The 14,373-nt window shown below is 76.1% G+C and carries 12 protein-coding genes; 5 read left to right on the top strand and 7 right to left on the bottom strand.

Annotated elements, in window-relative coordinates; all coding sequences use genetic code 11:
- Nucleotides 1–6: 6 nt before the first annotated feature.
- The 3 genes from ABRQ22_RS13685 to ABRQ22_RS13675 form a co-directional block, all read right to left on the bottom strand.
- Entirely contained in the window at nucleotides 7–396 is a 390-nt protein-coding gene (locus ABRQ22_RS13685; RefSeq protein WP_253051876.1) for a UBP-type zinc finger domain-containing protein, read from the bottom strand.
- A 7-nt stretch (nucleotides 397–403) separates the two neighbouring features.
- A complete protein-coding gene (locus ABRQ22_RS13680; protein WP_253051874.1) occupies nucleotides 404–1,096 on the bottom strand; it encodes a hypothetical protein in 693 nt (230 codons plus the stop codon).
- A 106-nt stretch (nucleotides 1,097–1,202) separates the two neighbouring features.
- Nucleotides 1,203–2,465 (bottom strand): GNAT family N-acetyltransferase, encoded by a 1,263-nt coding sequence (locus ABRQ22_RS13675; protein ID WP_353707123.1) that lies wholly within the window; start codon nucleotides 2,463–2,465, stop codon nucleotides 1,203–1,205.
- A gap of 132 nt (nucleotides 2,466–2,597) precedes the next feature.
- On the opposite strand from ABRQ22_RS13675, the gene ABRQ22_RS13670 reads away from it, so the two are divergent.
- Nucleotides 2,598–2,792 (top strand): hypothetical protein, encoded by a 195-nt coding sequence (locus tag ABRQ22_RS13670; RefSeq protein WP_253051870.1) that lies wholly within the window; start codon nucleotides 2,598–2,600, stop codon nucleotides 2,790–2,792.
- Nucleotides 2,793–2,809: 17 nt separating this feature from the next.
- Here the strand turns inward: ABRQ22_RS13670 and ABRQ22_RS13665 are convergent, their stop codons facing one another.
- Both ABRQ22_RS13665 and ABRQ22_RS13660 read right to left on the bottom strand, forming a co-directional pair.
- Nucleotides 2,810–3,292: a hypothetical protein gene (locus ABRQ22_RS13665; RefSeq protein ID WP_353707122.1), complete on the bottom strand. Its 483-nt coding sequence runs from the start codon at nucleotides 3,290–3,292 to the stop codon at nucleotides 2,810–2,812.
- Nucleotides 3,289–5,757 carry a nitrate reductase gene (locus ABRQ22_RS13660; RefSeq protein ID WP_353707121.1) on the bottom strand — a complete coding sequence of 823 codons (2,469 nt, stop codon included), beginning with the start codon at nucleotides 5,755–5,757 and terminating at the stop codon, nucleotides 3,289–3,291. The genes ABRQ22_RS13665 and ABRQ22_RS13660 overlap by 4 nt, the downstream gene beginning before the upstream one ends.
- 267 nt (nucleotides 5,758–6,024) lie before the next feature.
- Here ABRQ22_RS13660 and ABRQ22_RS13655 point away from each other — a divergent pair, with 267 nt between their 5' ends.
- From ABRQ22_RS13655 to ABRQ22_RS13645, 3 genes are all read left to right on the top strand, one after another.
- Nucleotides 6,025–6,168, top strand: a complete 144-nt coding sequence (locus ABRQ22_RS13655) for a hypothetical protein (protein ID WP_253051864.1) — start codon at nucleotides 6,025–6,027, stop codon at nucleotides 6,166–6,168.
- A 119-nt stretch (nucleotides 6,169–6,287) separates the two neighbouring features.
- Nucleotides 6,288–9,224, top strand: coding sequence for an AAA family ATPase (locus ABRQ22_RS13650; protein ID WP_353707120.1), 2,937 nt, complete (start codon nucleotides 6,288–6,290; stop codon nucleotides 9,222–9,224).
- An 82-nt stretch (nucleotides 9,225–9,306) separates the two neighbouring features.
- Nucleotides 9,307–10,068, top strand: coding sequence for a 2,3-bisphosphoglycerate-dependent phosphoglycerate mutase (locus ABRQ22_RS13645; protein WP_353707119.1), 762 nt, complete (start codon nucleotides 9,307–9,309; stop codon nucleotides 10,066–10,068).
- 48 nt (nucleotides 10,069–10,116) lie between these two features.
- Here ABRQ22_RS13645 and ABRQ22_RS13640 read toward each other — a convergent pair whose 3' ends face one another.
- Both ABRQ22_RS13640 and ABRQ22_RS13635 read right to left on the bottom strand, forming a co-directional pair.
- Nucleotides 10,117–11,310: a hypothetical protein gene (locus tag ABRQ22_RS13640; protein WP_353707118.1), complete on the bottom strand. Its 1,194-nt coding sequence runs from the start codon at nucleotides 11,308–11,310 to the stop codon at nucleotides 10,117–10,119.
- Nucleotides 11,307–12,050 carry a SigE family RNA polymerase sigma factor gene (locus tag ABRQ22_RS13635; RefSeq protein WP_353707117.1) on the bottom strand — a complete coding sequence of 248 codons (744 nt, stop codon included), beginning with the start codon at nucleotides 12,048–12,050 and terminating at the stop codon, nucleotides 11,307–11,309. The genes ABRQ22_RS13640 and ABRQ22_RS13635 overlap by 4 nt, the downstream gene beginning before the upstream one ends.
- Nucleotides 12,051–12,216: 166 nt before the next feature.
- Here ABRQ22_RS13635 and ABRQ22_RS13630 point away from each other — a divergent pair, with 166 nt between their 5' ends.
- On the top strand, nucleotides 12,217–14,364 hold the full coding sequence (locus ABRQ22_RS13630) for a SpoIIE family protein phosphatase (RefSeq protein WP_353707116.1): 2,148 nt from the start codon (nucleotides 12,217–12,219) through the stop codon (nucleotides 14,362–14,364).
- Nucleotides 14,365–14,373 lie beyond the last annotated feature (9 nt).

The following is a 14,373-nucleotide window of genomic DNA, read 5'->3' as shown; positions in this document are numbered from 1 at the left end:
GGGTGGTCAGCGGTGGATGAGGGACGTCCAGTCGGAGGGCACGCGGTCGGCCGGGGCGGGCGAGCCCTGCTCCGGCGGGCGCGAGAGCGGCGCGGCGAGGTGCGGGCCCTCGAGGACCTGCTCGGTCTCGTAGTCCCAGTACCAGTCCTCCCCCGGCTCGAAGGAGCGCATGAGGCGGTGACCGGTCTGCTGGAAGTGCGCCGTCGCGTGCTGGGCCGGCGACGTGTCGCAGCACCCCACGTGCCCGCACGTCGCGCAGCGGCGCAGGTGGACCCACCACCCGCCGGCCGCGTCGCACTCGGCGCAGCCGGTCCCGCTGGGCGGGACGGCGGGGTCGACGGCGGCCCAGAGCTGCGCGCCCAGGCTCTCGTCGAGCCCGTCCCCCGTGACGCTCACCGGCGGCTCACCGGGTCCCGACGGCGGAGGGCCGCACGACGGGTGCCCACGACTCGGGGTCGAGCGCCGGTGCGGGCTCGGCGTCGTCCCAGGCCCGGCAGTCGTCGATCGTCGCGGCGAGCAGCGCGCGCAGGCGCTCGTCCGGGTCCGGCACGCACGCCTCGGCGATGCCCTGCACCGCCGCGGAGATGATGCTCGGCGCGGCGTCGCGCACGAACCGGTTCGGCCGCAGCCGCGCGCCCTCGCAGAACCGCTGCGCCCAGCGCGCCGTGCGCGGGCAGCTCGCGAGCGCGTCCGCGGACTCGGCGCTGAGCGTGCCCGCGGGGCGGTCGTCGAGGACGTCGAGCATCTTCTCCGCCCCGATGATCGCGACGGCGAGCGTCTGCTGCCGGTCCGCCGGGGCGATCGGCAGCGCCGTCACCGCTGCCCGCAGCGCGATGCGCACGTCCCAGTGCGGGTCGTCGCTCGTCAGCCCGATGACGGACGGGATGAGCGGCGCGAGCTTGGGGCGCTCCGGGTCGACCGTGAGGTCGTTCACGGCGCGCGCGAGCATCGCGAGCAGCGGGTGCGTGCACCGTGGATGGTCGCTCCACCGCTCCCCCGCGAGGTAGGACGCGAGCTCCATGAAGCACGCGCCCTTCTTCGGGTTGCGGTGCTTGCCACGGCCCAGCATCGGCAGCATGTCGTAGGTGTCGGTCACGAGGTCACCCCCACAGCGGGTCCGGTCCTTCGTCCAGTCTGCGCCGGGGCCGGGTCGTTGGCAACGGGAGGAGTGACCCCGGTCACGCCGGGTCGACGGCGAGGGCTCAGAAGATCTCCGCGGCGTGCGCCGTGGGCGACCAGGACCAGGCCGCCGACGCGGCGGCGACCGCGCCGGGCGTGTGCTCGACGACGCGTCCCGCCAGCGCGAGGACGTGCAGCGGGGTGGCGCCCAGGTGGGCCGCGCCGAGGTCGCCGACGTCCAGCGACAGGTCGGCGCGCGCGTCGGTCCGGCGCACCGTGGCCGTGCCGCCCGCCGCGCCGACGACGACGTGCCACCGCCCGGCGTTCGCGGGAGCCACGTCGTCGGCCACGTCGAGGACGAGGTCGACGGGGGCGGAGAAGGCCCGCGCGGCGAGCGCCCGCTCGACGTCGACGACGCGGACCCACAGCGCCTCGTCGAGGCGCGCGTGCATCCGTCGGTGGTCGGCGAGCAGGTGGGCCAGCGGGTCCGGCACGGGCCGCGACTCGCACGTCAGCGTGCTCATGAGGTCGAGGTCGAGCAGGTAGCGCCAGAGCCGGGCGTGGGTGGCCGGGTCCGTGGCGCTCACCTCCTGGACGGCGACCACGCCCGCCGGCACCAGCCCGGGCTTCCCCTCACGGACCCGGTACGCCGCGTACCCGCTCGGGCCCTCGGGACCGAGGGCGACGACGATCTCGGCCGGCGGACGGCCGTCGCCGCCGCCGAGGAGGAACTGCCAGCGGTCCGCGTCGCGCGCGAGGGTCCCGGGCCGCGAGCCCAGGAGGTCGTCGTGGATCGCGGTCAGGTGCGGCAGGGCGTCGTCCAGGGACATCAGGTGCAGACGGGCCGACGACCGTGCTGCGAGGTCCCGCGCGCGCGGCGTGTACGCGGCACGTGCGAGGTCGACCTCGATCGGCTGGCGCCACGACGCGATCCCGTAGCCGTAGCGCCCGTAGACGCCGGCCTCCGTCGCCCAGAGCGCGGCCACGGCCTCGCCCCCGGCCGCGAGGTCGGCGAGCTGACGGCGCATCATCGCCGTCATGACGCCGCGCCGGCGGTGGGTGGGCGCGACGGTCACCATCCACACCCCGGCGACGGGCAGCAGGTCCCCGCCGGGCATCGTCATCCGCAGCGAGTAGGCGCTCGCCGTCCCGACGACGTCGCGACCCGGGCCGTCGACGGCGACGAGCGTGCGGTCGGCCTCGATGGAGCGGCCGGCGAAGACGTCGTCGGCGGAGTCCTGCCGATATCCCCACCCGAACGCCCGCCACACCACGTCCAGGGCCGGCTCGCGGTCCTCCTGCTCCAGCGGTCGGACGTCGAACAGGGAGGTCACGAGGATCGTCATGCCCTGGTGATAGCCCCCGTCGGCCGGCGCCGTCCACCCGTCTTCAGGCCCGGTGCCACGGCCACCGACTGCGAGCCCCGCGGACCCGCCCTAGCGTCGAGGACGAGACCGACGACCCAGGGACGGGCAGACATGAGCGAGAACGACGAGGGCACCGCACGTCACGGCGCGGAGGAGCGCTCGACCGAGGCACCCCCTGAGGACGGGCACGCACCCGGCCGGGCGCGCACCGACCGCGCCGGTGCGGCCGCCACCGAGGCGATCCCGGGCGAGGTGCCCGCCGACGACCCGGAGCGCGACGCCGACGACCGCTTCGACGCCGGCTGAGCGCGCGCCGTGGACGGTCAGCTCACGAGGACCTGCGTGGAGGACTCCTTGAGCTTGGCCTCGGCCCAGCGCGCCTGGCGCCGGGTCTCGGGGAAGCACCGCTGGACGACGTCGAGCAGGTCGGCGTGCCGGACGGCTTGCGCCGCCTGGCCGAGCATGTCCCAGTCGACGGTGACGCCGGAGGCCTTGGTGTAGATCGTCCGCAGGTCGCGCAGCAGGAGCAGGCCCGGCGCCGAGGACCGGCCCAGGAGCTCGCTCGCGCGGTCGCGGACCGCGCGGGCGAGCCCCGTGTCGCGCCCGGCCTCCGGGTCGAGCTCCTCGCCGTACGGGCCGGCCACCTCCGCGATCTCGCGCACGTGGCGCGACGACCACTCCGCGAGGTCCTGCGCCACGTGGTGCAGCTCGTGGTCCGCGCGGTGCCGTTCCCTGGCCTGGAGCAGCTCGTGGGCGAGGTCGGCCTCGGAGCGGTGGAGCTCGCGCAGGACGAGGCCGATCTTCATGGTGCGCTCCTGTCTCCGGTCGCGGGGACCGTCTCGTCAGCGGTCGCGCCGCGCGCCCCGCGCGTCGGCGGCACGCCGGGGGCGAGGGGCGCCGAGGCGGTCGTCGTGGGGGCGGGCGAGGCCGTGCCGCCGCCGTCGGCGACCTTGCGCAGCGCGGCCGTCGCCGTCTTGAAGATCGGCTGCTTGGACACCGGGTCCCAGTCCGTGGGGGTCAGCTCGTTCGCGGCGCGCCCGTGCTCCTCCGGCTCGTGGCCGCCGGGGGTGTCCCAGTAGCCGTAGTGGAACGGGACGAAGACGACGCCCGGCCGGATGCCGCTGACGCGCACCCGCGCCCGGACGCTCCCGCTCCGGGTGCGCACCTCCGCGACGTCGCCCTCGACCAGCCCGTGCACGACGGCGTCGTGCTCGGAGACCTCGACCCACACCTCCGGCGCGGCCTCCTGGAGCTGCGGCGCGCGCCCCGTCTTGGTGCGCGTGTGGAAGTGGTAGAGCGTGCGGCCCGTGACGAGCTGGAGCGGGTGCTCCTCGGTCGGCAGGTCGTGCGGCGGGACGTACTCGGCCGCCCGCAGGAGCGCGCGCCCCTCGGGGTTGGCCGCCGCGTAGTCGGTGCGGTCGAACGGCGCCCCGGTGACGAGGTCGCGCCCGTAGCTCTCGCACACGTCGGGGTGGGCGAAGAACCGCCCGTCCGCGTACAGGCGCTCGGTCCCGTCCGGGTGCTCGGCGTCGCACGGCCACTGGATGCCGCCCGCACCCCGCAGCAGGTCGTACGTGAGCCCGGAGTAGTCGCACGGGCGGCCCCGGCTGCACTCCTTCCACGCCTCGAACGCGGACTCGGCGTCGTGCCACGTGACGAGCGGGCCGCCGTCCTCGTCTCGGAGGTCCATGCGCTCCGCGAAGTCGAGGAACACGTCGAGGTCCGCCCGCGCCTCGCCGGGCGGCTCGACCGCCTTCTCGGACAGGTGCACCGTGCGGTCCGCGTTGGTGAACGTGCCCGTCTTCTCGGCCCACGTCGCCGCGGGCAGCACGACGTCGGCGAGCTGCGCCGTCTCGGTGAGGAAGAGGTCCTGCACCACGAGGAAGAGCCGGTCCTGGGCGAGGACCGACCGGATCCGCGCGAGCTCCGGCAACGACACCGCGGGGTTGGTCGCCTGCACCCACAGCAGGCGGAGCGAGCCCTCCTCGGCGTACCGGAACATCTGCATCGCGTGGGTCGGCGGCGAGTAGTGCGGGATCCGCATCGGGTCGACGTTCCAGAGGCGCGCGAGCTCCTCCACGTGAGCCGGGTTCGACCAGTTGCGGAACCCCGCGAGGTCCCCGTCGGCGCCGCACTCGCGCGTGTTCTCCGCCGTCGGCTGGCCGTTCATCTGCAGGACGCCGCAGCCCGGCCGGCCGAGCATGCCGCGCAGCAGGTGCAGGTTGTTGACCTGCACGGCCGCCGCCGTCGCCTGGTGGGACTGGTAGAAGCCCTGGAGCACCGTCGACAGCAGCCGCTCCGCCGTGCCGAGGACCCGCGCGGCCTCGCGCAGGTCGTCCGCGGGGACGTCGCAGATCCGGGCCACCGCGTCGACGGGGTAGTCGGCGAGCCCGCGGGTCAGCTCCTCGAGCCCGACGGTGTGCCGGTCGACGTAGTCGTGGTCGACCCAGCCGCGCTCGAGGATCTCGTGCAGGATCCCGTTCATGAGCGCCACGTTCGTCCCCGGCCGGGGCGCGAGGTGCACGGTCGCGGCACGCGCCACCGGCGTGGGGCGCGGGTCGACGCACACGACGGCGGGCGGGTTCGGCCCCGCGAGCCGGTCCAGCACCCGGGTCCACAGCACGGACTGCGTCTCCGCCATGTTGTGGCCGAAGAGCGCGACGACGTCCGCGTGGTCGACGTCGGTGTACGAGCCGGGCTGCCCGTCGCACCCGAACGACTCCTTGAGCGCCGCGGCGGCCGTCGCCGTGCACAGCCGGGTGTTGCCGTCGACGTGGTTGGTCCCGATCCCGGCGTGGGCGACCACGCCGAGCGTGTAGTACTCCTCGAGGAAGAGCTGGCCGCTGGTGTAGAAGCCCAGGGCGCTCGCGCCCTGCTCGTCGAGCAGGTCCCGGGCCCTGTCGACCACCCGGCGCATCGCGTCGTCCCACGAGGTCGGGACGAGCCGCCCGTCCTCACGGACGAGCGGTCGGGTGAGCCGGTCCGGCGAGGCGTTCGCCTGCCAGCCGTACAGGTCCTTGGGACCGAGCCGCCCGTGGTTCACGCGGTCCTCGGCCCGGCCCCGCACCCCGACGATCCGGCCGTCCGCGACCGCGACGTCGAGCCCGTCCCCGTTCGAGTGCAGGATCGACGCCGACGGGACCCACCGCTCGACGTCGTCCCCGGTGACGCCCTCGGCGAGGTGCGAGTCGACCCGGACGGGCCACTCCTCGCCCGGCCCGTACGGCGTCCGCGTCCCCCACGGCTCCGCGATCCGGTCGATCCGTGCCACCGCGCCACCTCCTTCTCCGACGGCCGCTCGTCCCATGCTCGCGCGCCGCCGTGGGCACGCATCTCCTGGTGGCGCCCGCGCGGGGCGGCCCGTGCGGGCCGGGCGCCTTAGGCGCGACGACCCACCTCAGGCGCCTCAGGGTCGGGGGCGGGGACCGCCTAAGGCACCCTCCCCCGAACGCTGCGCGGTCGTCCGATGCGACGACCCGGTGCTCAGGACGAACGTGAGCGTCGGACAGGCAGGGTGCCTGCAGAGACGGGGACGACCATGAGCGCACAGTTCGATCCGACCTTCGAGGCGGATCTCGCGTACCGCACGCAGCGGCTCCGCGAGGAGTTCCGGCACGACGAGCCCTCGCTGCTGCACTGGTGGCGCGGGCGCCGTCAGCGCCACGACCACGCGGCGCGGTGACCGCGCCGCCCGACGCCGTCGACGAGCACTCTCTCGTCGGCGGCGTCGTCGTGTCCGGCGCGGGCTCCGGCGAGGTAAGCGGTGGTCACGTGTCGGTGCACGCTGCGAGGATGGGAGCCGTGCCACGCCCCTCCTCGCGCGCGCCCTTCGTGGCCCGCGCCGCCGAGCTCGACGCGCTCTCCGCGGCGGTCGAGCGCGCGCGCCGGGGCGAACCCGGCGTGGTGCTCGTGGGCGCCGACGCCGGGGTCGGCAAGACGCGCCTCCTCACGCGTGCGGCGGAGCTCGCCGCCGGGAGCGGCGCGACCGTCGTCTGGAGCCACTGCGTGGACCTCGGCGAGGTCGGTCTTCCGTACCTGCCCTTCTCCGAAGCTCTGACGACGCTGCGCGCGCAGCACCCCGCGGTCGACGAGACCGTCGCGGCGCGGCCCGCGCTCGCGCGCCTGCTCGACGCCGGGACGCCCGCGGACGACGAGCAGAGCCAGGGCGAGCGCCTCCAGCTCTTCGAGAGCATCGCGGCCGCGCTCGCCGCGTCGGGGACCGCCGAGGCGCCGCTCGTGCTCGTCGTCGAGGACCTGCACTGGGCGGACCCGTCGAGCCGCGACGTCCTGCGCTTCGTCGTCGCGCGCCTGCGCGCGGAGCACGTCCTCGTCGTCGCGAGCTACCGCGCGGACGACCTGCACCGTCGCCACCCCCTGCGCCCCGTCCTCGCGGAGCTCCTGCGCCACCCGCGCGTCGAGCACGTGCAGCTCTCCCCCTTCACCGAGGGCGAGCTGCGCGAGTTCACCACCGCGCTCGCGGGCGCTCCCCTGCTGCCCGACGCGTTCGAGTCCGTCCGGACGCGCTCCGAGGGCAACGCGTACTTCGCCGAGGAGCTCGTCGAGTCGGGCCTCGACGACGAGCTGCCCTGGTCCCTCGCGGACGTCCTGCGCGCCCGCCTCGAGGTGCTCGACCCCGCCGGGCAGCACCTCGTGCGCGTCGCGTCGGTGTCCGGGCGCCAGGTGAGCGAGCCGCTCCTGCGCGCCGCTCTCGCGCGCGACGCCGCGGACGGCGAGGCGGCCACCGGGCGCTCGTTCGACGCCGCGCTGCGCGAGGCCATCGCCCACCACGTGCTCGCGGTCGAGGGGGACGGCGCACGCGACACGGTCGTGTTCCGTCACGCGCTGCTCGCCGAGGCCGTCGCGTCCGACCTGCTGCCGGGCGAGCGCGTCGGCGTGCACCGCGCCTACCTCGCCGCGCTCGACGACGACCCGGGGCTCGGGTCGCCCGCGCTGCGCGCGCACCACGCGCTCGCCGCGCACGACCTCCCGGCCGCGCTCACGGCGTCGCGCGCCGCCGCCCGCAAGGCCGCGCGCGTGCTCGCGCCGGCGGAGGAGCTGCGGCACCTCGAGCAGGTGCTCGCGCTCTGGCAGGCGGTGCCCGACGCTGCGGACCTCCTCGGCGAGGACCGCGTCACCGTCGCGCTCGCCGCGGCCGGGGCAGCGAGCCGTGCCGGCGAGCCGGACCGCGCGGTCGCGCTCGCGCGCAAGGTCGTCGAGGGCACCGCGGGCGACCCGATGCGCCAGGCGTCGCTGCGGCACGTCCTGTCGCGGTACCTGCTCGGCACGGAGGAGGTCGAGGAGACCCTCGCCCACACCGAGGCCGCGCTCGCCGTGCTCCCGGAGGAGCCGCCGTCGCTCGACCGCGCGTGGACGCTCGCGATGCGGGCGCGCGCCGCGATGAACGCCGACCTCGACGAGCTCGCCGCGGAGGTCGCGGCGCAGGCCCTCGACGTCGCGCACCGGCTCGACGCGCCCGACGTCGAGGCGGACGTGCTCACCACGATGGCGATCCTCGAGGTCGCGGACGACGACCGCGCCGCGGTGCTGCTCGCCCAGGCCCGGGAGCGCGCCGTCGAGGCGGGCGACATCCTCACCGAGCTGCGCTGCTGGTACAACATCGCGGCGAACCGCTACTACGCGGGCCGCATCGACGAGGCGCTGCAGGTGACGGCCGACGGCCTCGACCGGGCGCGCGCGACCGGGCTCGGCTGGAGCGCGTACGGCGTCGAGCTGCGCCTGTTCCGCGACCTCGTGCGCTACGTGCTCGGCGACCTCACGCCCACCGAGACCACGGGCGAGACGATGCCCGAGGGGTCCGCCCCGCAGCTCTCGTGCGTCCAGCTCTACGCGGCGGTGGCGCGCGGCGACGACGACGCGCTCGCCCGCGGCACGGCCCTGCGGCGGGACTGGTTCCGGGACGGGCAGATCGCGCTCATCTCCGGCGGCTGCTCGATCGACGCGCTGACGTGGGCGGGGCGGGACGAGGAGGCGGTCGCGCTCGCCGTCGAGCTCGTGGACCACCTGGGCCGCACGTGGAGCGACTACTTCCTGGGCCGCATCTGGATCTCGGCGCTCGCGCTCGCCGCGCTCGCCGACGCCGCGGACGCGGCGCGCCTCCAGGGTGCGTCGGGCACCGGGCAGGTCGCGGCGCTCGTCGCGCGGGGCGACGAGCTGCTGGAGGCGGCGCGCACGACGGCGGAGCGCGGCCGACCGCGCGGCGGTCGCCTCGGGCCCGAGGGACGAGCCTGGCTCGCGCGCGCCGCGGCGGAGCACTCGCGCCTCACGGGCGAGGACGACCCGGCGCTGTGGGAGGAGACGACGCGCCTCTTCGACTACGGCTACCGGTACGAGGTCGCACGCTCGCGCTTCCGGTGGGCCCAGGCGCTGCTCGGCGCGGGCGACCGCAACGCGGCCGAGATCGAGGCGGCGCAGGCTCTCGAGGAGGCCGAGTCGATGGGCGCGGCCCCCCTCGCCGAGGCGGTGCGCGCGCTCGGGCGCCGCGGCCGGCTCGACCTGCCCGGCGTCCGGCGGTCCACCACGGCGGTCCTCACCGAGCGCGAGGAGGAGGTCCTCCTGCTCGTCGCGCAGGGCCTGACCAACCGGCAGATCGGCGAGCGCCTGTTCATCTCGGCGAAGACGGTGAGCGTCCACGTGTCCAACGTCCTGGCCAAGCTCGGCGCGTCCGGTCGCGCCGAGGCCGTCTCGCTCGCGCACCAGCGCGGGCTGCTCGAGGTCTGACGCGATGGGCTCGTCGTCCGACCCGTCGCCGGGGGCGTCACCCGGACCGCCGGACGGTGGGTCGGTCGGCACCCTCGTCCTCGTGCGCCACGGGCAGAGCACGTTCAACGCGGGCGACCGCTTCACCGGCCTCCTCGACGTGCCGCTCTCGGACGTCGGGGTCGCCGAGGCCGGGCGCGCGGCCCGGCTGCTCGCCGACGCCGTCGCGCGCGAGCCCGCCCTGGCGCCGCGCCGCGTCGTCACGTCCCCGCTCGTGCGCGCCGCGACGACGGCCGCGATCGTCGCCGACGCGCTGCCCGGCCCGCCGCCGCTCGCGGTCGAGTGGCGCCTCGTCGAGCGCCACTACGGCGCGTTCACGGACAAGCCGCGCGACGTCGTCCGGCGCGACTACGGCGAGGCCGCCTACTGGCGCTACCGCCGCTCCTACCTGCACCGACCACCGCCGCTCGCGGCGGACGACCCCGCGCGTCCGCTCGTCGACGGCACCCTGCTGCGCCTGCCCGACGCCGCGCGCGCCGCCCTGCGCCCCGACGCCGAGTCGCTCGCGGACGTCGTCGAACGGCTGCGTCCCTTCTGGGCGGAGACGCGCGCGGCGCTCGCCCGGGGCGAGGCGGTCCTCGTCGTCGGGCACGGCAACTCGCTGCGCGCGCTGTCCGTGCTCGTGGACGACCTCACGCCCGAGGAGGTCCAGGACCTCGACGTCCCCACCGGCCACCCGCTCGTCCACCGCTTCGCTCCCGGCCGCGACGGCACGCACGTCCCGGAGGTCCGGGGCGGCACCTACCTCGACGCGCACGGTGCCGAGCACGCGCTCGGCGACCTCAGGTCCCGCGGCGGCACCTGAACGGACCCCGTCCGTCACGACGCCTCGGCGTGCCCGTGCGCGCCGGCGTCACGACTCGGGCGTGGCGGAGCCGAGGGCCTGGGCCGTGCGCGCCGACGAGATGAGCGCCACGTCCAGCAGGCACTGCCGCCAGGCGTCCCCGTCCAGGCCCCCGGGGTCGAGGTACCAGCGGTCCGGCAGCATGCCGGTCTCGACTCCGCGGACGTCGAGGCACGTCCTGAGCTCCGCGTCGGACGTGTCGCCGGGCGCGGGGGCGGCGGGGAGCAGACGGTCGACGAGCAGCCGGGGGATCGCGGGCGACGTCTCGATCGGCACGACCTCCCGGGTCGTCGGGTCGTACGAGGCTCGGCAGCTCGGGTCCCGGTCGGGACCGGTCAGCGGCGAGCCGCACGTCATCGCCCCGAGGCTCCGGTTGTTCTCGGACCGCGTCGCGGTGAGGATCCCCCGGACGTCCGTCGCCGGACCTGCCTCCGGGCCGAGCGCCGCGACGTTGAGGAAGAGACCTTCCGCCCAGGCGTCGGGGAGACGGTACGTCGGGCCGGTCGCGGCCGGTCCCTCACCGGCCAGGAGCATCCAGGTCTCCATGCGCTCGCGCTCCCACGAGGGGTCCGACCCGGGCGGCGTGGCGGAGGTCGCGACGCTCAGCACCAGACCCTCGGCGCCGCCCTCGCGCTGGAGCAGGACCAGGTTCTGGAAGCCGTCGTGCACGACCGCTCCCGCCGTGCCTCCGCGCCGCAGGACCGCGAGGTCGCCGTCGTCCCCGGCGAGGACGCGCAGCCCCGGAGGCTGCTCGCTCCCCGCGGGCTCGGGACGGTACTCGACGAGGAACCGCTCGCCGTCGCGCCACGCACCGAGGCCGAGGTCGAGGAGGTACGTGCCGTCGTCGCGCCGGTACGTCGCGGGCTCCTTCACCGCGACGACGCCCGGCGCGACGTCGACGAGCGTGGGCTCCGCCGTGACGACCTCGTACCCCGGCGACCCGGAGACGACCTCGCGCGCGAGGTCACGGAACCCGTCCGGGCCGCCCGCCGTCACGACGCCCGTCCCGACGAGCCCCAGCGCGACGACGCCCGCGACGCCGGCGAGCGACCGGCGCCGCTGCACGCCGCGACGGCTCGACCGGAGAACCAGGTCGAGGTCGAGCTCGGAGGGCGGGACGGCGTCGTCGGCCGTGCGGCGCAGCCGGGCGAGGAAGTCGTCCTCGGGCGGGGTGGGCACCGGGCGTCCGGTCACGGGGCTCATCGGGGTGTCCTTCCGGAGGTCGGGGTGGTCGGGGAGGTCAGGGTGGTGGTCGTCGGGGCGGGAGCGGTGCCGTCGGGTGCGCCGAGGAGCGCCCGCAGGCGCACGAGGCCCCGGGAGGCCGTGGACTTCACGGTGCCGACGGGCATGCCGAGCTCGGCGGCGACCTCGCTCTCGCTGAGGTCGAGCAGGTGCCGCATGACGACGACGCGGCGCTGCTTGACCGGGAGCGTCAGGAGCGCGCGCACGACGGCGTCGCGATCGTCGACGGAGCCCGTCGGCTCCCCGGCACCGGGGCGGCCGGGCCGGCCGACGCCCTCCGCCTGCGTGAGCTCGTCCGGCCCGGCGAGCACCTCGCGCCGCGTGCGGCGCCACGTGTCGACGCGGAGGTTGGCCAGCACGCGGCGGGCGTAGGCGAGCGGGTCGCGCTCACGGGCCCGCGACCACGCGCGGTACGTCCGCTCCAGCGCGTGCTGCGTGAGCTCCTCCGCCCGGTGCCGGTCCCCGCAGAGCAGGTACGCCATGCGGTGCAGGGGGTCGCGGGCGTCCCGCATGAACGCCGAGAACTCCTCGTCGCGCGTGCGCCGGGCGACGAGGTCGACCTCGACCGCCGGCGCGCCGTCCAGCTCGCCGTCCCGATGATCGTCCCGATCGTCGTCCCGATCGTCGTCACCTGCGACGTCGAGCAGCAGCTGGAGCCTGCCGGTCCCCCCGACCGGTCCGGCCGCACCCGTCGCGGTCACGTCCTCACCCCTCGCGGGCCGCGCCCGCCGTCGTGTCGTGGTCTCACGAGCGGTACACGCAGCGTCCCCGCCCGAGGTTCCCTTCTTCCCGATTTCACCCCGTCCGCGTGCCCGGCTGGCACCGCTTGCACTGTTTGACCGGCCTCGTCCTGGTGATACTGGCACCATGACCGACGCCCAGGCGATCCACGAGCTCGCGCAGGCGGGGCTCGCCGAGCCGGTGGCGGACGAGTCGTTCGACCGGTTCGCGCGTCTCGTGCGGCGGCAGCTCGGGGTGCCGTCGGCGCTGGTCACGCTCGTCCTCGACGACGAGGCGGTGCTGCCCGGCGCGCTCGGCCTGCCCGAGCCGTACCAGTCGGAGCGCCGCACACCCCTGAGCCACACGTTCTGCCAGTTCGTCACGAGCGACGCACGACCGCTCGTGGTCGAGGACGCCCGGGTCGTCCCGCACCTCGCCTCGCTCCGCGCGGTCGACGACATCGGCGTCGTGTCCTACGCCGGCTTCCCGATCTTCGACCCGCACGGGCGCGCCGTCGGGTCGCTGTGCGCGTTCGACGGACGCCCGAGGCCGTGGTCCGACGAGGACCTCGCGACCCTCGCCGACCTCGCGTCCGCGTGCACGTCCGAGCTGCGGCTGCGGCTCGCCCGGGCGCGGGCGAAGCGCATGCAGCGGGTCGCGCTCGCGGCCAACCGGCGGTCCCGCCTCCTGCTGGAGCTCTCCGAGTCGTTCGCCGCCGCGACGTCCGTGCGCGACGTCGCCGAGCGGCTCTCCGCGGTCGGCGCCGCGATCGGCGCCCGCTACGCGGGCCTCGCGATGCTCGACGCGAGCGGCACGCGCCTCGAGTACACGACGCTCGACCACCTGGAGCCGGGCGTCCCCGTGTCGTTCCGCCGGATGCGGATCGACGACGAGCGCGGCGCCGCGATCGCCGCCCGCACGCGCGAGCCGCTGTTCTTCCGCGACCACGCCCACTACACGGCGCGGCTGCCCGAGGCGGCGGCCCTCATCACGTCCGACGACGTCGAGGCGCGCTCCTTCCTCCCGGTCCTCGCCGGGGAGCGGCTGCTCGGCGTCGTCGCGCTGGCGTGGGACGCGGTCCGGGAGTTCGACGAGGACGCGGTGAAGACGGAGACGACGGTCGCGTCGTACGTCGCGCACGCGCTCGACCGCGTCCGGCTCCTGGAGGAGCGGCACCGCGTCGCGACGACGCTCCAGGCGGCGATGCTCACCGAGCTCCCGTCGGTCCGCAGCGCGGAGCTCGCCGCCACCTACGCGTCCGCGACCCGCACCGACCAGGTCGGCGGCGACTGGTACGACGCGGTGGTGCTCGACGACGACGCGTGCGTCCTCATGATCGGCGACGTCACCGGCCACGACATGCGCGCGGCCGCGCAGATGGGCCAGCTGCGCTCCATGCTGCGCACGTTCGCGTGGTGCCAGGACGAGCCCCCCGCGGTCCTGCTGCGGCTCCTGGACCGGGCCAACCGCGGCCTCGCGCTGCACTCGAGCGGCACGGCCGCCGTCGTCCGGCTCGACCGCACCCCGCACGGGTTCGACCTCACGTGGTCGAACGCCGGGCACCCGTCCCCGCTCGTGCTGCGCGCCGACGGCACCGTCGAGACGCTCGACGCGCCCCCGGACCTCATGCTGGGCGTCGTCCCCGGCACCACGCGGCACGACCACCGCGCGCACCTCGCGCACGGCGACACGCTCCTCCTGTACACCGACGGTCTCGTCGAGCGGCGCGGCGCGTCCTACGCCGAGCGCCTCGGCGCCGTGCGGGCCGTCCTCGCCGAGCTCACGGCCACCGCGACGTCCGCCCTGCCCGACGCGCTCGTGCGCCGGCTCGTGTCCGACCAGCGCGACGACGTCGCCGTCCTCGCGCTGCGGGTGCGGCACGCCGTCGCCCGACCGCCCGGACCGGGACGGCCGTCCGTCCTGACGCGGCAGGTCGAGCACGCGTCGTCGGCGATCGGACCGGCCCGGCGCTGGGTGGACGACGTCCTCGAGAGCTGTGACGTCTCCCCGTCGGTCCGCCGCATCGCGATGCTCCTCACGAGCGAGATCCTGACGAACGCGGTCCAGCACGGCGCGGCCCCGGTCGAGGCGGAGCTCGAGGTCGGGCACCGTGTCCTGCGCGTCGCGGTCCGGGACGGCTCGCCGGCGCTGCCTCGGCTCCGGTCCCCGCGCCCGGACGAGACGGGCGGCCGGGGCGTGCAGTTCCTCGAGCGCTGCGCATCGCGCTGGGGGGTCGACGCCATCGACGGCGTCCCGGGCAAGGCCGTGTGGTTCGAGCTCGACCTGGACGACTGAGCCCGGTCG

The organism is Cellulosimicrobium sp. ES-005 (genome assembly GCF_040448685.1).
In the GTDB taxonomy this organism is placed as follows: domain Bacteria; phylum Actinomycetota; class Actinomycetes; order Actinomycetales; family Cellulomonadaceae; genus Cellulosimicrobium; species Cellulosimicrobium cellulans_G.
The sequence above is the reverse complement of the archived record's forward strand: the minus strand, read 5'-3'. Positions and strand labels throughout refer to the sequence as shown.